14 protein-coding genes are annotated in these 18,461 nt (G+C 69.4%); 11 read left to right on the top strand and 3 right to left on the bottom strand.

Annotation, left to right across the window (positions count from 1 at the left end; genetic code table 11):
* Positions 1-227 precede the first annotated feature (227 nt).
* The 5 genes from L3Q67_RS16320 (at position 228) to L3Q67_RS16340 (ending at position 8,153) form a co-directional block, all read left to right on the top strand.
* Positions 228-1,955, top strand: coding sequence for an ABC transporter family substrate-binding protein (locus L3Q67_RS16320; RefSeq protein WP_499191551.1), 1,728 nt, complete (start codon positions 228-230; stop codon positions 1,953-1,955).
* 156 nt (positions 1,956-2,111) lie between these two features.
* Entirely contained in the window at positions 2,112-3,914 is a 1,803-nt protein-coding gene (locus L3Q67_RS16325) for an ABC transporter family substrate-binding protein (RefSeq protein WP_499190309.1), read from the top strand.
* Between the two features lie 319 nt (positions 3,915-4,233).
* A complete protein-coding gene (locus tag L3Q67_RS16330; protein ID WP_499190310.1) occupies positions 4,234-6,039 on the top strand; it encodes an ABC transporter family substrate-binding protein in 1,806 nt (601 codons plus the stop codon).
* Positions 6,040-6,211: 172 nt separating this feature from the next.
* On the top strand, positions 6,212-7,228 hold the full coding sequence (locus L3Q67_RS16335; RefSeq protein ID WP_499190311.1) for an ABC transporter permease: 1,017 nt from the start codon (positions 6,212-6,214) through the stop codon (positions 7,226-7,228).
* 1 nt (position 7,229) lies between these two features.
* Complete coding sequence (locus L3Q67_RS16340; protein WP_499191552.1) at positions 7,230-8,153, top strand: ABC transporter permease; 924 nt, start codon at positions 7,230-7,232, stop codon at positions 8,151-8,153.
* A gap of 598 nt (positions 8,154-8,751) precedes the next feature.
* Here L3Q67_RS16340 and L3Q67_RS16345 read toward each other — a convergent pair.
* Entirely contained in the window at positions 8,752-10,497 is a 1,746-nt protein-coding gene (locus L3Q67_RS16345; RefSeq protein ID WP_499190312.1) for an ABC transporter ATP-binding protein, read from the bottom strand.
* Positions 10,498-10,676: 179 nt separating this feature from the next.
* Between L3Q67_RS16345 and mshB the strand changes: the two genes are divergently transcribed.
* The 3 genes from mshB to L3Q67_RS16360 are packed head-to-tail and all read left to right on the top strand — an operon-like array spanning position 10,677 to position 12,677.
* A complete protein-coding gene (mshB, locus tag L3Q67_RS16350) occupies positions 10,677-11,486 on the top strand; it encodes a PIG-L family deacetylase (RefSeq protein ID WP_499191553.1) in 810 nt (269 codons plus the stop codon).
* A complete protein-coding gene (locus L3Q67_RS16355) occupies positions 11,486-11,872 on the top strand; it encodes a hypothetical protein (RefSeq protein ID WP_499190313.1) in 387 nt (128 codons plus the stop codon). The genes mshB and L3Q67_RS16355 overlap by 1 nt, the downstream gene beginning before the upstream one ends.
* A complete protein-coding gene (locus tag L3Q67_RS16360) occupies positions 11,865-12,677 on the top strand; it encodes a hypothetical protein (RefSeq protein ID WP_499190314.1) in 813 nt (270 codons plus the stop codon). The genes L3Q67_RS16355 and L3Q67_RS16360 overlap by 8 nt, the downstream gene beginning before the upstream one ends.
* On the opposite strand, the gene L3Q67_RS16365 is transcribed toward L3Q67_RS16360, so the two are convergent.
* A complete protein-coding gene (locus L3Q67_RS16365) occupies positions 12,671-13,471 on the bottom strand; it encodes a site-2 protease family protein (protein ID WP_499190315.1) in 801 nt (266 codons plus the stop codon). The two genes, L3Q67_RS16360 and L3Q67_RS16365, sit on opposite strands and share 7 nt — an antisense overlap.
* Positions 13,472-13,678: 207 nt before the next feature.
* On the opposite strand from L3Q67_RS16365, the gene L3Q67_RS16370 reads away from it, so the two are divergent.
* Both L3Q67_RS16370 and L3Q67_RS16375 read left to right on the top strand, forming a co-directional pair.
* A complete protein-coding gene (locus tag L3Q67_RS16370; RefSeq protein WP_209662327.1) occupies positions 13,679-14,002 on the top strand; it encodes a WhiB family transcriptional regulator in 324 nt (107 codons plus the stop codon).
* Between the two features lie 170 nt (positions 14,003-14,172).
* Complete coding sequence (locus tag L3Q67_RS16375) at positions 14,173-17,499, top strand: glycosyltransferase family 2 protein (protein WP_499190316.1); 3,327 nt, start codon at positions 14,173-14,175, stop codon at positions 17,497-17,499.
* On the opposite strand, the gene L3Q67_RS16380 is transcribed toward L3Q67_RS16375, so the two are convergent.
* Positions 17,460-17,921 carry a metallopeptidase family protein gene (locus L3Q67_RS16380; RefSeq protein WP_209662326.1) on the bottom strand — a complete coding sequence of 154 codons (462 nt, stop codon included), beginning with the start codon at positions 17,919-17,921 and terminating at the stop codon, positions 17,460-17,462. The genes L3Q67_RS16375 and L3Q67_RS16380 overlap by 40 nt on opposite strands.
* A gap of 115 nt (positions 17,922-18,036) precedes the next feature.
* On the opposite strand from L3Q67_RS16380, the gene L3Q67_RS16385 reads away from it, so the two are divergent.
* The gene (locus tag L3Q67_RS16385) at positions 18,037-18,396 is read left to right on the top strand and encodes a DUF3499 domain-containing protein (RefSeq protein ID WP_499190317.1); all 360 of its coding nucleotides are present in this window, start codon (positions 18,037-18,039) and stop codon (positions 18,394-18,396) included.
* The last annotated feature ends 65 nt before the right edge of the window (positions 18,397-18,461 follow it).

The following is an 18,461-nucleotide window of genomic DNA, read 5'->3' on the forward strand; positions in this document are numbered from 1 at the left end:
GGGCGACGGCGAGCACTGCGCGTAGCTCCGTTGAGGGCGGCGGTGGGCGACGGCGAGCACTGCGCGTAGCTCCGTTGAGGGCGGCGGTGGGCGACGGGCGGGCCAAACCCGGTGTCGGGGCGATCGCTGTCCATGGCAGCATGGCGGTCCGGCGAGCGAGAGGTGAGCAGTTGCGGTTGAGGCGCGGAACCACCGGACGCGGCGTGCGCGGGCCGCGGCTGGGCGCCATGGGGCTCCTCGCCGCCGCGGCGCTGGCCGGGTGCACCAACACCCCGCCGCCCCCGGTGGTGAGCACCCCGGTCGCCGAGGAGTCCACGCCGCCGGGCCAGACGCCCTCGCAGATCGTCATCGGCGTCGACGACATCGTGGGCGGGTACAACCCGCACAACCTGGCCGACTCCTCGACCGTCACCTCGGCGCTGGCCGAGTTGCTCCTGCCGTCGGTGTTCCGGGCGGGCGAGGACGGCACCCCGCGGCTGGACAAGAACCTGATGGACGCCGCCGAGGTGATCTCGGGTTCGGCACAGGTCAGCTCGGACATGCCGTTCGTGGTCGCCTACGACATCCGGCCCGACGCGTCCTGGTCCGACGGCGCGCCGATCGCCGCCGAGGACTTCGCCTACCTCGCCAACGCGATGAAGGACGAGCCGGGCGTGGTGGATCCGGCGGGCTACCGGCTGATCTCCGACATCCAGTCCCGCGAGGGCGGCAAGCGCGTCGAGGTCACCTTCGCCAAGCCGTACCCCGGCTGGAAGACCCTGTTCAGCGGCCTGCTGCCGCAGCACCTGTTCAAGGACGCCCCCGGCGGCTGGCGTGCCGCGCTCGAGGGCGGTTTCCCGGCTTACGGCGGCCCGTTCTCCATCAAGACGCTGGACCGCGACCGCGGTGAGATCATCCTGGAGCGCAACGAGCGCTGGTGGGAGAAGCCCGCCGCGGTCGACCGCCTGGTGCTGCGCCGTGCCGACCAGGCGGGCACGGCGGCCGCGTTGCGCAGTGGCACAGTGCAGTTTTCCTTGTCCCGCACCGATTCCACCGGCCTCAAGCTGCTCGGTGAACTCGGTGAGTCCGTCCGGTTGCACACCGTGGCCAAGCCGCGGCTGGCCACCGTGCTGCTGCGCCCGACCGGCGCGGAGTTCGACGACGACCGGGTGCGTGGCGCGATCGCCGCCTTGCTCGACCGCACCAAGCTGATCGACGAGGGCACCAAGGGTGGTGCTTCGGCGCAGTTGCGTGCCGATTCGCTGCTGACCCCGCCTTCGGTGCCCGGTTACCAGCCGACCATTCCGGCGAGCGGGGCGCCGGGTGTACCCGACCCGGCGAAGGCCGGTGAACTGCTCGCCAACGCCGGCTACACCCGGGATGCGGGAACCTGGCGGGATTCCACCGGTCGTCAACTGTCCCTTGTGGTCGCTTCGCCGGGGCAGCGGGAGCCGTACGCGACCATCGCCAAGGAGCTGACCTCGCAGCTGGTCGCGGCCGGCGTGGACGTGCGCATGATCAACCCGCAGCCCCGCGAACTGTTCTCGAACCTGCTCGCCCCGCCGGTCGGCGAAGACGCGCAACTGCCGCCCGCCGACGGTGGGGTCGGGGTCGACATCGCGGTGGTGCCGCAGGCCGTGAGCACGAGCCCGGCGCTGACGCTGGCCTCGGAATTCGGCTGCCGCACACCCGAGCCGGAGAGCACCCCGGCGCTGCCGGTGGTCGCGGCGAACCCGGCCGCGTTCTGCGACGAGAGCCTGCAGCCGCGCATCGAGACCGCGCTGACCGACCTCGGCTCCCCGGCCGGAGTGGTCGAGACCATTGAGCCGGAGCTGTGGCAGCGGTTCGTGTCGATCCCGTTGTTCCAGCTCGCCGACACGCTGGCGGTGGGCAAGGGCGTCTCCGGTGTGAGCCAGGGACCGCCGATGACCGGGCCGTTCGGCAACGCGGTGAACTGGACGCGCGGGACCAACTGACCGCCCGTGTCGCGGGTGATTTGCGAAGTTGTGCCGCTCGTCACCCTTTGGTCACGATCACCACTGAACTGGTGACCAGGGGGAGGCAGCCTTTCTAGCGTGCACCAACGGCCGGCGGCCACTGCCGCGGCCAGGTGCTAGGAGGGCACAACCGACATGAGGAGAACCAGAGCGGTCAAGGTCGTCTCGGTGCTCGCCGGCGCGGCGCTCGTGGTGAGCGCCTGCAGCGGCGGTACGGAAGAGGGCGGTGACCCGAACACCGGCTCGGCCGAGGACATCAAGGGCATGGCCGTCGGGAAGTCGCAGACCGGCGACAACTTCAAGCTCGGTGACGCGCCGAACAGCGACGCCATCACCGTGGCCATCGACCAGGGGTACTCGGCGTACAACAACGACACCCCGGACGCCAACAGCTCGTACAACACCTTCGTGCTCACCTCGGTGCTGGCCGGGGCGAACGTGCTGGACGGCAACAACAAGGTCCTGCTCAACAGCGACGTGCTGGAGTCGTGGACGGTCAAGTCCGAGAGCCCGCAGGTCGTGGAGTGGAAGATCAAGCCAGGCGTCAAGTGGTCCGACGGCGAAGCCTGGGACTGCGACGACTTCTGGCTGGCCTGGCTCTCGCACAGCAACCAGGTCAAGGACGGCGACACCCCGGTCTTCCAGTCGGCATCCATCGCCGGGTACGACAAGGTCAGCGCCCCGGTCTGCAAGGACGACCTGACCTTCGAGGCCCAGTTCTCCAGCCCGTTCCTCGACTACAAGGGCATGTTCAACTCCACCGCCGTGCTGCCGGCGCACGTGGTGGAGAAGGGCACCGGCATCGCCGACGTCAAGACGCTCAACCTGCAGAGCAACCTCGAGGACCTGAAGAAGGTCGCCGAGTTCTGGAACACCAAGTTCAAGAACTTCGACAAGGCGCTCATGCCCGGCTCCGGGCCGTACATGATCACCGGCTTCGACCAGAACGGCCAGGCGGTCACCCTGGAGAAGAACCCGAACTGGATCGGCGCCAAGGGCGGCCCGGCGAAGGTGCTCGTCCGCGGCATCCCGGACACCAAGGCGATGGCCACCGCGCTGCAGAACGGCGAGATCGACGTCGCGTCCTCGGTCCAGCCGGACGTCACCGCGGCCAACACGCTCAAGAGCCTGGCCGCGCAGGGCGTCAAGTACGGCTCGGCACCGCGCCTGTCCTTCGAGCACCTCGACCTGAACTTCGCGAAGCCGATCTTCCAGGAGGAGGCCACGCGCAAGGCGTTCTTCGAGGTGGTCAACCGCCAGGAGATCGTGGACAAGCTGCTCAAGGAGGTCCAGGCGGACATCCAGCCGCTGAACAGCCTGGTCTTCTACCCCGGTGAGGAAGGCTTCGCCGACGTCTACAGCGACAAGGCGGGCAAGGGCGCCGAGGCCGCGGCCAAGACGCTGACCGACGCGGGCTGGGTCAAGGGTGCCGACGGCATCTTCGCGAAGAACGGCCAGCGCTTCGCGGTGACGATCACGCACAACACCAACGACCGCCGCAAGCAGACGGTCGAGATCATCATCGCCCAGGCCAAGGCCGCGGGCATCGAGATCACCGACCAGACCGACCCGAACTTCCTCAAGGGCAATCTGGACAAGGGCGAGTACGACGTCGCCCTGTTCGGCTGGTCGGCGGCTCCGTTCAAGGCCGAGCAGCCGCCCATCTACGTGCCCAAGGACCAGGGCGGCAGCCAGAACTACCAGAGCCTGAACGACCCCCGGATCAAGATGGCCTACGACAAGGCGATCGCGGCCACCGACGAGGGCGTCGCGCGGCAGGGTTTCGCGGAGGCGGACCGGTACATCGCGGAAAACTATGCGTCGCTCCCGCTGTTCCAGACCCCGTCCATGTGGGGCTTCCGTGGCATCGACAGGGTGTTCAACCAGTCCTACAACGGCGCGCTGTGGAATGTCGGCGAGTGGGCCGTCACCAAGTAGGTATGCGCACGACTGAGTGATCATTGACTACACCACGGGGCCGGGTGAACACCCGGCCCCGTGTTGCGTCCGGGTGAGGTCCGTTGCGCGGTCGGTACCGGCCGGTAACTGTTGTATTTCCGGACGTTGGTGGGAAGTCACCCTTTGGTCACGATCACGCGGTAACTGGTGACCGGGCGTGCCCGCGCTTTCTAGCGTGCACCCGCAGTGCGCCAATTGAGGGTTGCTTGGCGTGTCATAAGCTCCGGCTCAACTATCCGGGGCGGGTGGGTCCCCAGGTCCGATGCCCCGGGACCCAGTGCTAGGAGGGCACACGTAAATGAGGAGAAGCAAAGCAGTCTCCGCCCTGTCGCTGGTCGCCGGTTCCGCGCTCCTGTTGAGCGCGTGCAGTGGCGGCGGCGGCAACGAGGGCGGCGACCCGAACACGGGCTCGAGCGCCGATATCAAAAGTATGGCGACGGGCAAGGCCCAGAGCGGCGAAAACTTCAAGCTCGGCGCCGCGGCGAACAGCGACCAGGTGATCGTCGGGATCGACCAGGGCTTCTCGGCGTACAACAACGACACGCCGGACTCGAACAGCTCGTACAACACCTACGTGCTGACCACGGTGCTCTCCGGTGCCGACGTGCTCGACGGCAACAACAAGGTGCTGCTCAACAACGACGTGCTGGAGTCGTGGACGGTCACGTCCAAGGAGCCGCAGATCGTCGAGTGGAAGATCAAGCCCGGCGTCAAGTGGTCCGACGGCGACGCCTGGGACTGCGATGACTTCTACCTCGGCTGGCTCTCGCACAGCGGCAAGGTGAAGGACGGCGAGACGCCGGTCTTCAACTCCGCGTCCTCCGCCGGCTACAGCCTGGTCAACGAGGCCACCTGCAAGGACGACCTGACCTTCGAGGCCAAGTTCGAAGCGCCCTACCTCGACTACAAGGGCATGTTCAACTCCACCGCGATGATGCCCGCGCACATCGTGGAGAAGCAGACCGGCATCGCCGACATCACCAAGCTGACCCTGACCAGCCCCATCGAGGAGCTGAAGAAGGCAGGCGACTACTGGACGAACAAGTTCAAGGACTTCGACCCGGCCACCATGCCGGGCTCGGGCCCCTACAAGATCGCCGCCTTCGACGCCAACCAGGAGTCGGTGACCCTGGAGAAGAACCCGCTCTGGATCGGTGAGAAGGGCGGCCCGGCCAAGATCGTCGTCCGCGCCATGAAGGACACCAAGGCGATGGCCACCGCGCTGCAGAACGGCGAGATCGACGTCGCGGCGTCGACCCAGCCGGACGCCACCGCGGCGGCGACCATGAAGGGCCTCGCGGCGCAGGGCGTGACCTACGGCTCGGCCTCGCAGCTGACCTTCGAGCACCTCGACCTGAACTTCGCCAAGCCGATCTTCCAGAAGCAGGAGACCCGCAAGGCGTTCTTCGAGGTGGTCAACCGCCAGGAGATCGTGGACAAGCTCCTCAAGGAGGTCCAGGCCGACGCGCAGCCGCTGAACAGCATCGTCTTCTACCCGGGCGAGCAGGGCTACGTCGACCTGTACAGCGACAAGGCGGGCAAGGGCGCCGAGGCCGCGGCCAAGACGCTGACCGACGCCGGCTGGGTCAAGGGTGCCGACGGCATCTTCGCCAAGGACGGCCAGCGCTTCTCGGTGACGATCACGCACAACCAGAACGACCGCCGCAAGCAGACCGTGGAGATCATCATCGCCCAGGCCAAGGCCGCGGGCATCGAGATCACCGACCAGACCGACCCGAACTTCCTCAAGGGGAACCTGGACAAGGGTGAGTACGACATCGCCCTGTTCGGCTGGTCGTCGGCTCCGTTCAAGGCCGAGCAGCCCTCCATCTACATCCCGAAGGACCAGGGTGGGGCGCAGAACTACCAGAGCCTGAACGACCCGCGCATCAAGACGGCCTTCGACAAGGCGGTCTCGGCGACCGACGAGACCACCGGTACGCAGGCGTACCAGGAAGCCGACAAGTTCATCGCGGAGAACTACGCGACGCTGCCGCTGTTCCAGACCCCGTCCATGTGGGGCTTCCGGGGCATCGACAAGGTGTACATGCAGTCGTACAACGGTGCGCTGTGGAACGCCGGCGAGTGGGAGAAGACCAGCTAGTCCTGGTCCTCCCGCTTCACCGATCGACCCGGCGGGGATCGGGGACGGCCACAAGCCGGCCCCGATCCCCTTCGGAAGTAGCTGTTGACGCCCGGTACCGGGGCACTACGGTGTACCTGGAATTCCGGGTTCGGTTGCTTTTCCACGCCGGGCCCCGACGAGGAGCAATTAGTTGAACCTGGTTGTCTACGTACTACGTCGCATCGCGATCTCCATTCCCATTCTGCTGATCGCGACTTTCCTGTGTTTCCTGATGGTCGCCGGCGCAGGCGACCCGCTCGGGGAACTGCGCGGGAACCCGAACGTCAGCCGCGAGGCGGTCGACGAGCTGGCCCGCCAGCTCGGCCTGGACCAGGGCCTGGTGCCCCGGTACTTCGACTGGCTCGGCAGCTTCCTCACCGGTGACTGGGGCGTGTCCATCGCCCAGGGCCAGGGGTTGCAGCCCGTCTTCCCGAAGGTGATGAGCGCCTTCGAGGTGACCGCCCGGCTGGTCATCGGTACCGAGCTCCTCGCGGTGGTCCTCGGCGTGACCGTCGGCGTGATCGCCGCGGTCAAGCAGTACTCCATCGTCGACTACCTCGCGACCACGGTGGCGTTCCTGCTGTTCTCGATGCCGATCTTCTGCGTCGCCATCGTGCTCAAGCAGTACGCGATCGAGATCAACGTGCTGGTCCGCGACCTCGGGTGGGACGAATGGCTGGGCAATCCCTGGCTGCGCACCACCAGTCCGGAGAACCTGCAGGCGGACGGTGTGTTCGACTTCGCCACCAGGTACGTCGGCGCGTTCCTGCTGCCGACCCTGTCGATCATGGCGATCAGCTTCGCGGCCTACAGCCGCTTCCAGCGCGCTTCGATGCTGGAGACGCTGAACGCGGACTACGTGCGGACCGCGCGGGCGAAGGGCCTGTCCTCGTCCCGGGTGATCTTCCGCCACGCCTTCCGCAACGCGCTGATCCCGGTGACCACGCTGTTCTCGGTCAACTTCGCCGCGGTGCTCACCGGGGCGATCATCACCGAGCGCGTGTTCAACTGGAACGGCATGGGCTCGGTGCTGGTCGAGGCCGTGGACCGGAACGACCCGAACGTGCTGATGGGCTGGCTCGTCCTGGTCGCCGCCATGGTGGTGGTTGCCAATCTGATCGCCGACCTGATGTACGGCATCCTGGACCCGAGGATTCGCGTTGGCTGACATGAACTCGCTCCTCACCGGTGCGGAAACCCCATCGGACGGCACCATGGCGACGCCCGGTGCACCCATGCCGGAGGCGTCCAGCCAAGGCAAACTGGTCCTGCGGAAGTTCGTCCGGCACAAGGCCGCGATGATCTCCAGCGCGGTGCTGTTGCTGCTGGTGCTGATCACCGTGATCATGCCGATCTTCTGGCCGTACGACTACGAGCAGACCGTGGGCGGCTTCCTGCCGCCGACCGGGGAACACCCGCTCGGCACCACGCAGGTCGGCAAGGACATGGTCTCGCAGGTGCTGCGGGGCACCCAGTACTCGCTGCTCATCGCGCTCACCGTGTCGGTCGTGTCGACCACGCTGGGTGTGCTGATCGGGGCCAGCGCGGGCTACCTGCGCGGGTTCACCGACTCGGCGGCCTCGCGGCTGACCGACCTGTTCCTGATCGTGCCGCAGATCGCGGCGGCGGCCATCCTGGTGAAGGTCGCCGGCGGCGGTTCCTGGTACGTGGTGGCGATGGTACTGGCGGCCTTCGGCTGGATGCCGATCGCCCGGATCGTCCGCGCGGAGGCCATGTCGCTTTCGCAGCGGGAGTTCGTCGAGGCCTCCCGGGCGGCCGGTGCCGGAACCGGGCGGATCATCTTCAAGCACCTGGTGCCGAACATGGTCGGCAGCATCACGGTGAACGCGACCCTCGCGGTCGCGCAGGCCGTGCTCGCCGAGGCCGCGCTTTCGTTCATCGGTCTCGGTGTGCAGCTGCCGGACACCTCGCTCGGGCGCGTCATCCTGGAGAACTACGCCCAGCTGCAGGGACGGCCGTGGCTGTTCTTCGGGCCGTTCGTGGTGCTGGTGCTGATCTCGCTCACGATCAACTTCATCGGTGACGGGTTGCGGGACGCGTTCGATCCGCGGCAGCGGAGGATGAAGGCGTAGGTTTCTTGGTCGGGGGTTTTGCCACCCCGGTGTTTTAGTGTGACTACGGCGAAGGCCTCGATGTCAAGGCGGGAAAGATGCCTTGACATCGAGGCCTTCGCCGTGTTTTGGGCTTGGGACCGGGGATGGGGGAGGTTGGGTGGGCTCGATGGTCCACTTTTGTGCCCGGCTTCCGGTTCTGTGCCCGGGTTTGGTCTTGTGTCCGGTTCTGGTCTTGTGTCCGGCTTCCGGTTTCTGATGCCCGGATTCGGTTTGTGTCTGGCTTCCGGTTTGTGCCCGGGTTCCGGTTTGTGGTGTTGAACGGGTAGTTGGTAGGGGGTTGGCTCGGGTGGCCGGGCGCCGGGGGCCGTGGCGCCGAGGGGTGCCGTGAATGTGGCTTTCACGGCGGAATCGGCCGTGAATGTGGCTTTCACGGCACGGGGGATGTCACGAATGTGGCTTTCGGGACATCTAACGTCTCGAAGGCCACATTCGTGACATGGCGGGGCGGGGTCGGTGTCACGAATGTGGCTTTGGGGGCGGAATGTGCCCCCAAAGCCACATTTGTGGCAAAGGAAGGCCCCCGGGAGGGGCCTGGGGGCCTTTGAGCGAGAGGGGGTCAGTCGGCTACGGGGGCGAGTTTGCCGGCTTGCCAGGCCTTGCGGCGCTCGGCTTGCAGGATGGGGTCGGCGACCGGGGCGGCGGAGAGCAGGCGCCGGGTGTAGTCCTCCTGCGGCGAGTGCAGCACCTGGTCACGCGTGCCGACCTCGATCAGCTTCCCGTGCTGCATCACGGCCACGCGGTCAGCGAGCAGGTCGACGACGGCCAGGTCGTGGCTGATGAACAGGCAGGCGAACTGCAGACTCTGCTGCAGGTCGAGGAACAGGTCCAGCACCCGCGCCTGCACCGACACGTCCAGCGCCGAGGTGGGTTCGTCGGCGATGAGGAGTTGCGGGTCCAGTGCGAGCGCCCGCGCGATGGAGACGCGCTGGCGCTGGCCGCCCGAGAGTTCGTGGGGGTAGCGGTTGCGGTAGTTGCCGCCCAGTTCCACGTTGTCGAGCAGGGTCTTCACCCGGTTGTTGAGCGCCTGGCCCTCGACGACCTTGTGCAGCACCAGCGGCTCGGCGATCGACTCGCCGATCGTCATCTTCGGGTCCAAAGTGGACGCCGGGTCCTGGAAGACGATGGAGAAGTAGCGGCGCAGCGGGCGCAGTTCCTTGGTGGTCAGCTTGGTGATGTCACGCCCGGCGATGAACACCGAACCCTCGGTCGGGTCCAGCAGGCGGATCGCGCAGCGGCCGACGGTCGACTTGCCCGAGCCGGACTCGCCGACCAGGCCCAGGATCTCGCCCTTGCTGATGTGCAGCGAGACGTCGTCGACCGCGCGGTTCTTCTGCTGACCCCGGCGGCCCGGGTACTCCAGCACCAGGTTCTTGATTTCGAGCGCGTACGCGGTTTCCTCGATCTGGGCTTCCAGCTCCTTGTCGGTGAGCCGGATCTCCTCGGTGTCGACCTCGATCGAGGTCTCCTCCAGCAGCCGCCTGCCTTCGGGGCGCTGGCCGAGCACGGGCACCGCGGCCAGGAGCTTGCGGGTGTACTCCTCCTGGGGCGAGGCGAACAGTTCGCGCACCGGCGCGCTTTCGACGATCTCGCCCTGGTACATCACCACCACGCGGTCGGCCAGGTCGGCCACCACGCCCATGTCGTGCGTGATCAGCACGATCGCGGTGTTCAACGTGTCCCGCAGCTTGCGCAGCAGGCCGAGGATCTCCGCCTGCACGGTCACGTCGAGCGCGGTGGTCGGCTCGTCGGCGATGATCACCTTCGGGTCGCAGGCGATCGCCATCGCGATCACCACGCGCTGGCGCAGCCCGCCGGAGAGCTGGTGGGGATACTGCTTGAACCGGACCGGCGGGTTCGGGATGCCGACCATCTCCAGCAGCTCGATCGCGCGGGCGTCGGCGGCGGACTTCGACAGGTCCTGGTGGGTGCGCAGCGCCTCGCGGATCTGCCAGCCGATCGTGTAGACCGGGTTCAGCGCGCTCATCGGCTCCTGGAAGATCATCGCGATCTCGTTGCCGCGGATCTTGCGGAGCTCGGCGTCCTTCATGCCACCGAGGTCGGTCTGCTCGAGGCGGCGCTCGCCGGCGATCTGGGTGGTCTTCGGCAGCAGGCCGAGCACCGACATCGAGGTCACGGACTTGCCCGAACCGGACTCGCCCACCACGGCGACGATCTCGCCGGGGGCCACGTCGAAACCGATGCCCTTGACCGCTTCGACGATGCCGTCATCGGTGGAAAAGGTGATGTGCAGGTCCGAGATGGACAGCACGGAACCCGATGTCGTTGTTGCTTCTGTGCTCACCAAGATGCCCTTCGTGGGGGTACACGTAGCGAGCCCTGCAACAGCGCTTTATCGCCGTACTCGAGGTGCCGCTCGCACGTCACGTTCAACTCTGCCCGGCAGGATATCCGAGGTCGCCCCGCGTGGAATACCGACGCGGGAATTAATCTGAACCCGTGATCTCGCCAGAACCCCGCAGGTTGCTGCTGGTCCACGCCCATCCCGACGACGAGACGCTGACCACCGGCGGCACCATCGCCCGGTACGCGGCCGAAGGGGCCGAAGTGACGGTCGTCACGTGCACGCTCGGGGAGGAGGGGGAGATCATCCCGCCCGAGCTGGCCCAGCTCGGCTCCTGGGCGGGCGACCAGCTGGGCGGCTACCGCAGCGGCGAGCTGGCCACGGCCTGCGCCGCGCTGGGTGTCTCCCGGCACCACTACCTCGGCGGCATCGGCCGCTGGCGCGACTCCGGCATGGCGGGCACCCCGTCGGCCGAGCACCCGCGCGCGTTCGTGCGCGGGCTGATCGAGGAGCAGGCGGCCCAGCTGCGCACCCTGCTCGACGAGGTGCGCCCGCAGGTGGTGGTCAGCTACGACGACTTCGGCGGCTACGGCCACCCCGACCACATCCGCGCCCACGAGGTGACCATGGCCGCCGTGGCCGGCGCCGAGTCCGTGGCGCGCGTGTTCCACACGGTGGCCTCCGCCGGGGACACCTCACGCGGCTTGGCGCTGCTCCGGAACCGCGAAGGCGTGCCGTTCCGGGTGCCCGCCGACAGCGAGCTGCCCGCGACCCCGGACGAGGTGATCACCACCAGGGTGGACGTGTCCGGGCAGCTGGCCAAGAAGGTGACGGCCCTGCGGGCGCACGCCACGCAGGTGCACGTCGGTGAGGGCGTGTTCGCCCTGTCCAACAACATCGCGCAGCCGCTGGCCACCACCGAGTGCTTCGTGCTGGCCGCCGGGGACGGCGAAGGCGCGGCGACCGACCTCTTCGGGGGGCTGGCCTGATGCGCTGGCTGATGGCGGTGGTGCTGGTCGTGGACGCGGTGCTGCTGGCCGTGCTCGAACTGTTCTTCCTGCCGATGCGCGCCGACGGCACGCTGCTGCCGGCGCTGGGCTCGTTCCCGGTGCCGCTCTCGCTGGTGGTGGCCGCGGTCACCACGCCGCTGCTGGTGCTGACCGGCCGCGCGCTGGTCGGCCCGCCGTTCGCCGGGATCGTGCTGGCGGTGTGGGCCTTCAGCGCGATCGCCTTCGCCATGTTCGGGCCCGGCGGCGACCGGGTATTCGTCGAGGACTGGCGTGGACTGCTGTTGCTGGCGGTCGGTGCGCTCCCGGGGGCGTTCGCCGTCGGCGGCTCGGTGCGAGCGAAACAGGAGGCGAAACTCCGTGGGTGAGGCGATTTCGGACGCGCAGGTGGTCAAGGTGCTGCGGCCGTTCGTGCGCGGCTGTGGTCCGATGCTGGACGCGCTGCGCGAATCCGACCCGCTCGGGTTGCTGGCGCGCGCGGAACGGCGGGACGGCAACCCGGAACTGGACGAGGTCGATCCGAAGCTGCGCGACAAACTCCTCAACGGCCTGACTTCGGTCAAGGTTCCCGGTACCGAAGCCTGGGCCGCGATGGACGCCGAGGAACGCACCCGCTGGTGGATCAACCGCGTCGGCCGGTTCACCGCGCTGCTCACCTCGATCCCCGGCCTCGGCGGCGCGCTCGCCGACCGGCTGCCGCTGCAGGACGCGCTCGGTGCCGCCGCGCAGGGGCTGCTGCTGTGCGCGATCAGCGGGGAGCACGGCATCACCGAGGTCGGCGACCGCGTGCGGTTGATCGCCTGGGTGCTGTTCGAACGCGACGTCGATCCCGTGCTGGCCGCGGGGAAGGACGCGGCCCACGACCCTTCGGCCGAGGACTCGCGGACCGAGGCACTGACCGAAGAACTGTCCCAGTCGGAGCACCGGCACGGGCGGATGACGGTGAAGGCCGCCGCGCGCACGCTGTGGCGGCTCGGGCGCTCGCTTCTGTCCATCGTGGACGAACTGGAGAAGCGCCCGCGCGGGGGGCTGGTCCACCGGGCCCTCGGCATGCTGCCGGTGGTCGGCATGGCCGGGGACTACCTCGGTGAGCGCTCCGGGCTGAAGAAGGTGGCCAAGCGCGCCCGCGCGTGGATAGACCGGGAAGCCCCCGGCGCGGTTCCGGCTCAGTAACGCCAGAACTGGAAGGCGATCTGGCCGACGGTGGAGGCGTTGGAGTTGCCGCCGACCGCGTCGAAGACCAGTGCGGTGAGGTCCCACAGGGCGTTGCCGATCGCGGGCACCGCGAGGATGAGCGCGAACAGCACCAGCGGGGCCCACGGCCGCGCCTTCGCGCCGAACTCCCGCGCCTGCGGCGAGAGGTACGGCTCGATCGCGCCGTAGCCGTCGAGTCCGGGCACCGGCAGGATGTTGATCACAAAAGCGAGGATCTGCAGCGAGGCCAGGTAGCTCAGGCCGATGACCAGTCCGGTGGGCATCGGGATCAGCGCGACCGAGATGGTCAGCACGATGCCGAGCGCGAGGTTGCTCAGCGGCCCGGCGAGCGAGACCCACGAGGACACCGAACGCGACCGCAGCGCCCACCGGTTGATCCACACCGCGCCGCCCGGCAGCGGGATGCCGCCGATGGCCAGGATCAGCAGCGGGATCAGGATGGAGAAGACCGGGTCGGTGTACTTGCGGATGTCCATCGACAGGTAGCCCTTGGCGGCCACCTCGTGATCGCCACCGCGGTAGGCCACGATGGCGTGGCCGAACTCGTGGAACACCAACGAAACCGCCCAGCCGCCGAGGATCAGCAGCACCGCTCCGGCGGTGCCGGTCCAGTTGCGGTCGCCGATGAACACGCGGCCGGTCAGCTCGTCGAAGGGGAACGGGCTCTGCAGGGCCATGAGCACACCGCCGGCGACGGTGACGGCGAGCAGGCCGTAGAACAAGGGGCTTGGGCGGGTGGCAGAACGGTGCACTGGTCCAGTCTTCCCCATCGACGTTGGGTGGCGCACGGCGTGTCCGCTTGCGCGAACGGTTTCGGTTATCCCCCGAACACGCTACTCAGCTTGACCTGACCCGATTACACGGGTGTAATCACAACTGTGTCATTCGTTGGAGCAAGGGGATCAACGGGTGATTGCGGTACCGCCAGCCTGGGAGTGCGTGGAAGCGAGGAGGCGGACATGCGGGCAGCAGTCGACGGAAGGGAAGGGGGCTCGGTCATGGATTGGGGCGAACGCCCGGAGCAGGAACTGGGGGTTCTCACTGATCTTTTCGACCCGGCCGAGGAACAGCAGTGGCAGGAGCGTGCGCTCTGCGCGCAGACCGACCCCGAGGCGTTCTTCCCCGAAAAGGGGGGTTCCACCAGGGAAGCGAAGCGGATCTGCCAGGGCTGCGAGGTGAAGGACGAATGCCTCGAGTACGCGCTCGGGCACGACGAACGCTTCGGGATCTGGGGCGGGCTGTCGGAGCGGGAGCGCCGCAAGCTCAAGAAACGCGTGGTCTAAGCGAAAGTCACCGCAGACGGCGTGTTCGCCCGGGTCGCGTACCCGGACGGGCACGCCGTCTCGCCATGTGAGCGGCCGGGTTTCCAGTCAGTGAGACCCTCCTAACGCGACAGTCGGCCCCGCCGGGGTGGCGGGCCGGGCGCCCCGGCGCTGGCCGTAGGGTGAGCGCCGTGCCGAGCTTCGCCACCGTGCCCGTTCTCGCGGTTTTGGTCTGCCACAACGGGGAAGCGTGGCTGCCACTGGCGTTGTCCGCGCTGCGGCGCACCGGGCCGCGCCCCCGTCACGTCATCGCGGTGGACACCGGATCCACCGACCGCACCCCGTTGCTGCTCGCCGAAGCCGCCGATCCGGACGGTGCGGTGGGCGGCGCGGGCCCGATCCTCGACGGCGTGCTCACACTCACGGGTGAAACCGGCTTCGCCGAAGCCGTCGCCGACGCGGTGGCGCACGCCACCGATCGCTGGGGCGATCCGGGTTCCTGGCTCTGGCTGCTGCACGACGACTGCGCGCCCGAGCCGGACTGCCTCGACCGGTTGCTGCGCGCGGCCGAAACCTCGCCCTCGGCGGGGGTGCTGGGCCCGATTTCCGTGGACTGGACCGATCCACGGCTGATCACCGAAGCCGGGCTGTCCACCGACGCCTCCGGGCACCGGCAGTCGGTCGCCGGTGATCTGGAGCACCGGCCGGAGCAGAGCACCGAGGTGCTCGCCGTACCGAGCGCCGGCGTGCTGGTGCGCCGCGGGCTGTGGAACGAACTCGGTGGCTTCGACACGGAAATCCCGTTGCTGCGCGAGGACATCGACTTCGGCTGGCGGGCGAACGCGGCGGGCAGCGTAGTGCTGTCCGTGCCGACCGCGCGGATGCGGCACGTCCGCGCGCTGGCCACGGGGGAGCGGACCGCGCACGCGGTGCCGGGTTCGCTCGCCGCCGCCGATCGCGCGCTCGGCCTGCGCACGTTCCTGGTCAACTGCTCAGCGCCGTCGTACTGGTGGGGACTGCCGCGGCTGTTGCTGCTGTGCCTGCTGCGCGGACTCGGATTCGCCTTGCTGCGCCGGGGAAATCGGGCCGCCGCGGAGTTCCGGGCAATCGGTTACCTCACCAGCGGGCGGGCACGGCTGAGAGCGGCACGCCGGGCGCGGGCCGGTCACCGCGGTTCGGTCCGCGGGTTGCTGATCGGCCGGTACGTCCGGCTGCGCAACGCCACCCGTGCGTCGGTGCTTTCGTTGATCAGGCGTCGGGTGGCGAGCGAGGCCGCGCTCGGCAGGTTGCCCGAAACCACCTCCGCCGAAACCGCCTGGATCCCACCGGAGGCGATGGGCGGGGCGACCGGCGGTCGCCGCCCGGTCGGTCCGGACGCGCTGCCCGCCGGGGTGCGCAGTTCGGGGCGCTCGCTGGTGTCCGGGCTGCGGCGGCCCGCCGGGGTGGTCGCGGTGGAACTGCCCGAGGAACCGGCTGCCGCCGAGCCGGAGCGGCCGCGGCCGTCGCCCGGTCCGAGGGAAGCTCCACGCGAACTGGTCTTCGTGGAAGTCAACCGGCGCCGCATCCTCGCCGCGACGGTGTTGTCCCCGCCCGTGGTGCTTTTCGTCGTGCTGACCGCGCTCGCGCTGGTGATGAACGCCGGGCGGCTCGGCTTCGACCTGGCAGGCGGACGGCTGCTGCCGGTCGGTGACCTCGGGCAGCTGTGGTCGGAGTACCTGGCGTCGTGGCACGCGGTCGGCGGTGGCACCGCGGCCGCGGCACCGCCTTCGCTGGCCGTGCTCGGGGTCCTCGGTGCCGTGTTCCAGCCCGTGGGTGGTCCGGCCACGCTGGTCGCGCTGGTGCTGGTGCTCGAAGCGCCGATCGCCGCGCTGCTCGCCTACGCCGTCACGCGGCGGCTGCGGGTGCACCGCTGGGCGCGGGCCGCGGCGGCGGCCGGTTACGGCCTGCTGCCGTCGGCGACCGCGAGCGTGGCCCAGGGCCGCCTGGACGTGGTCGGCGCGCACCTGCTGCTGCCCGTGGTGACTGCTGGAATCGTCGCTGTGCTGACCGCCGAGCGCCGCAAATGGCTGCACACGTCGGTGTTGTGCGCGCTGGGGCTGGCGGTGTTCGGCGCGTTCTCGCCGCTGGGGCACGCGCTCGCGCTGGCCGGCCTGGTGGTCGCCTTCGTGGTGCTGCCGGCGCCCGGACTGCTGCTGCGGCGGGCGGCGTCCGTGGTGATCGTGGTGTTCTTGCCGCTGCTGCTGTTGCTCCCGTGGCCTGCCGTGCTGGTGCGGTACCCGAAGTTCCTGCTGCACGGGCTGGGTGCGCCCGGTGGCGCGCAGCCCGGCCCGGGTGAGCTGTTCGGGCTGGCGCCCGGTGGTCCCGGGGCGTGGCCGGTCGGCGTCGTGGTGCTCGCGGCGGCGTTGATGGCGTTGATCCTGCGGCCGACCCCGCGGGCGCTGCCGGGGCTCGCGCTGGCGGCGCTGGGCACGGCGGGCGTGGTGCTGGTGCGCTCGGTCGAGGTCGCGGCCACCCCGGGAGGGGTGCTGGTGCCGGGCTTCGCCGGGGTGCCGCTGCTGGTGGCCGGGGCCGGCTTGCTGTGGGCGGTGCTCGCGGCCTGCGAGCGGACCACCACCCCGGCCGCGGCCTGGCTGCCGAAGGCGGCGGCGATCGGCGGCGTGGTGTTCCTCGCCGTGCTGGCCACCGGTGCCGTGGTCGCGGGCCGGGAAGGGCCGCTGACCGCGGGAGGTGGCCTCCGGCTCGCGGATCCGCTGACCAGCGAACTGGCGCAGACCCAGCGCTCGGTCTTCGTGCTGGCAGGCGGCGGTGAACCGGCGCGGCAGGCAGCCGGGCGGCTGCCGTCCTACGGCGACGACGACCTGGTGCCGACCACCGGCGCGCCGGAGCGGCTGGCCGACTGGCAGGTCAACCTGCTCAGCGGGGTGCGGGAGCCGGTGCAGGAAGCGCTGGCGGGCATGGCCGCCGACGGGGTCCTGTTCGTGGTGCTGCCGCCGGGCGTGGACGGCGCGCCGATCCAGGCGATCGCCGACGAGCAGGTGGCCGCCGCGCCACCCGCCTCGGACGGGCGCCAGGTGCTGCGGCTGACCACGGTCGGCGGGCCGGTGGTGCTCATCTCACCGGAGCTGGCGCACCGGGCGGTCAACGGCCGCCCGCCGGAGATCCAGTCGCCCGACGCCTCGGTGGCGGGCACGGCGGTGGTCGACGCGGTGCCGCCGGAGGTCCGGGTCCGGGTGTCGGACGGGCCCTCGGGGCGCATCCTGGTGCTGGCCGCCGACGAGGAACCCGGCTGGCGGGCGACGGTCAACGGCGAACAGGCCGCCATCGTGCGGGCCTGGGGTCACCAGGTCGCGGTCGCCGTGCCGACGCGGCAGTCGGAGGTCTTCGTCGAGTACTCGGGTGGTGGGCGGAACATCCTGCTGCTGGTCCAGGTGGCGGCCCTGCTCTTCGCCGCGCTGACCGCGGTGCCGAGCAGGCGGGGTCATTCGCCTTCGATGACGTCCGGTTCCACACCGAGGTAGCCGGCGACCTGCTCGACCAGCACGTCGTGCACGAGTTCGGCCAGTTCCGCCGGGTCCTTCGCGCGGGCCTCCAGCGGCCGCCGGTACAGCACGATCCGCGCCCGCGTCGGCAGGCCCGCCCGGTCGACCCCGGCCGGGACCAGCCGCGACAGCGGGACCGAGCCGTCGTGCAGCACGCCTTCGGTGTTCGCCGGACGGCCGTTGCGCCGGACCTCGGGCACGTCGTCGACCGCCACATCCAGCTTGGTCAGCTCATGCCGCCACCGGGCCTCGATCGGCTCCAGCGCGTCGAGCACGAGCGCGTCGAACTTCTCCGCGCGGCTCGAAGCCGCCGGCAGCGAGGCCGGGTACAGCGGTCCTCGCAGGCCACGCCCGTGCCGGTCCCTGCGCAGGCGCTGCTGCTGTCGGAATCCACGAGCCATCGCCACGAATCGACAGGGTACGCGCCCGTCGCCGCGCCCGGTGCACGAGGCGAGAATCCGCCTCTCCGGTGCGCCTGCGCGATGTGACGCGTGTTAAGCGCTATCGTCTGACCTTGTGCCGAGCGTACGAAAGTGTTCGCGGACAGGGTGCCTGGAGCCCGCTGTCGCCACGCTGACCTACGCCTACAGCGACTCGACCGCTGTCGTGGGACCGTTGGCGACGGCCTCCGAGCCGCACTCCTATGACCTCTGCGAGGAGCACGCCCTGCGGCTGACCGCGCCCCGGGGCTGGGAGGTCGTGCGCCACGAGGGCGGCTTCGCCGCACCCCAGCCCTCTGGTGACGAACTCACCGCACTCGCCGAAGCCGTGCGGGAGGCCGGGCGCTCGGAAGGGCCCGCCACCCGGGTCGAGCCGGAGGCGCCATCCGGCAGGCGCGGCCATCTGCGGGTCCTGCCGGACCCGATCAAACGCTGATCCACCGACTGTTAATTCAGTACCTGCATCGACCGCCGCACCTCGCCGGTAGGCTTTCCGACGCG

The sequence above is a fragment of the Saccharothrix sp. AJ9571 genome, assembly GCF_021725495.1.
Classification (GTDB): domain Bacteria; phylum Actinomycetota; class Actinomycetes; order Mycobacteriales; family Pseudonocardiaceae; genus Amycolatopsis; species Amycolatopsis magusensis.

Bases quoted from the DNA above. Each gene is read 5' to 3' on its own strand.
- L3Q67_RS16380 (WP_209662326.1), bottom strand. From the start codon at position 17,921: ATGGCTCGTGGATTCCGACAGCAGCAGCGCCTGCGCAGGGACCGGCAC.
- L3Q67_RS16320 (WP_499191551.1), top strand. From the start codon at position 228: ATGGGGCTCCTCGCCGCCGCGGCGCTGGCCGGGTGCACCAACACCCCG.
- L3Q67_RS16355 (WP_499190313.1), top strand. From the start codon at position 11,486: ATGCGCTGGCTGATGGCGGTGGTGCTGGTCGTGGACGCGGTGCTGCTG.
- L3Q67_RS16340 (WP_499191552.1), top strand. From the start codon at position 7,230: ATGAACTCGCTCCTCACCGGTGCGGAAACCCCATCGGACGGCACCATG.
- L3Q67_RS16325 (WP_499190309.1), top strand. From the start codon at position 2,112: ATGAGGAGAACCAGAGCGGTCAAGGTCGTCTCGGTGCTCGCCGGCGCG.
- L3Q67_RS16370 (WP_209662327.1), top strand. From the start codon at position 13,679: ATGCGGGCAGCAGTCGACGGAAGGGAAGGGGGCTCGGTCATGGATTGG.
- L3Q67_RS16330 (WP_499190310.1), top strand. From the start codon at position 4,234: ATGAGGAGAAGCAAAGCAGTCTCCGCCCTGTCGCTGGTCGCCGGTTCC.